Source organism: Novosphingobium sp. B-7, from assembly GCF_000410615.1.
GTDB lineage: Bacteria > Pseudomonadota > Alphaproteobacteria > Sphingomonadales > Sphingomonadaceae > Novosphingobium > Novosphingobium capsulatum.
On the sequence record NZ_KE148369.1, the window covers coordinates 1 to 1,372 of the forward strand.

At 69.7% G+C, this 1,372-nt stretch carries 2 protein-coding genes; both read left to right on the forward strand.

Features of this window, described 5'->3' with window-relative positions; translation table 11 throughout:
• Positions 1-1,170 (forward strand): phosphoenolpyruvate--protein phosphotransferase (ptsP, locus tag H926_RS0114965; protein WP_022677038.1); only part of this gene is annotated, 1,170 nt, incomplete at its 5' end.
• Positions 1,170-1,372, forward strand: a 203-nt coding sequence (locus H926_RS34800) for a PfkB family carbohydrate kinase (RefSeq protein WP_043609768.1), incomplete at its 3' end; no start/stop codon positions are given. The genes ptsP and H926_RS34800, both read left to right, overlap by 1 nt.

Below are 1,372 nucleotides of genomic sequence, written 5' to 3' on the forward strand. Positions count from 1 at the left end.
ACGGCGCTGGGCGGCCCCACCTCGCACAGCGCGATCCTGGCGCGCACGCTGGGGCTGCCGTCAGTGGTGGCGCTAGGCAACGATCTGCTCGCGCTGGGCGCCGGGGCCACGGTGATCGTCGATGGCGATGCTGGCCGCGTCTGGCTCGATCCCACGGCGGCAGACATCGCCAGCGCGCAAGCCTGGATCGATCGGATCGCCGCGCGCCGCCGCGCCCAAGAGGCCGAACGCAGCCGCCCGGCGATCACCACCGATGGGCACCAGGTGGCCATCGCCGCCAACGTCAACCGCCCGGATTCGGTGGCCTTTGCCCTGGCCGAAGGCGCCGAAGGCGTGGGCCTGATGCGCACCGAATTCCTGTTTCTGGAACGCGGCGACACGCCGAGCGAGGACGAACAGGAAGCGATCTATCGCGCCATGATCACCGCGCTGGGTGATGGGCCGGACGGCAACCGCCCGCTGATCGTGCGTGCGCTGGATATCGGCGGAGACAAGCAGGTGCCACATCTGGACCTGCCGACCGAGGAAAATCCGTTCCTGGGCGTGCGCGGCGCGCGGTTGCTGCTGCGCCGGCCCGACCTGCTCGATCCGCAGCTGCGCGCGCTCTATCGCGCGGCAAAGCACGGCGGTGATCTGTCGATCATGTTCCCGATGATCACCTCTACCTGGGAATTGCAGCGGCTGCGCGCGCGTTGCGAGGAAATCCGCGCTGAGCTGGATGCGCCTGCCGTGCCGATCGGCATCATGATCGAAGTGCCGGCCGCCGCCGTCCAGGCTGCGGCGCTCGCCGAACATGCCGATTTCTTTTCGATCGGCACCAATGACCTCACGCAATATACCCTGGCGATCGACCGCCAGAACCCCGATCTGGCTGCAGAGGCAGACAGCCTGCACCCCGCCGTCCTGCGCCTGATCGCCCTGACGGTGGAAGGCGCTGCCACCCACGGCCGCTGGGTGGGCGTGTGCGGCGGTCTTGCCGGCGATCCGTTCGGCGCGGCGCTGCTCACCGGCCTGGGGGTAAGCGAACTGTCGATGACCCCGCGCGACATTCCCGCCGTGAAGGCGCGGCTACGCGGCGCCAGCATGGCTGATCTGCAAGACCTGGCGCGCCGCGCGCTGGCCCAACCCGGCGCCGCGCAAGTGCGCGCGCTCGACGCAGGAGCGGCCTGATGCGCGTTCATACCCTCACGCTCAATCCCGCGATCGACGAGACGATCACGCTCGATCGCCTGGTGCCCGGCCAGGTCCACCGCGCCCGTGGCGTGCGCCAGAATGCCGGGGGCAAAGGCATCAACGTGGCCAGCTGCCTGGCCGATTGGCGTACCCCGGTTTCGGCCCACGGCCTGCTCGGCCGCGACAATGCCGCCCCGTT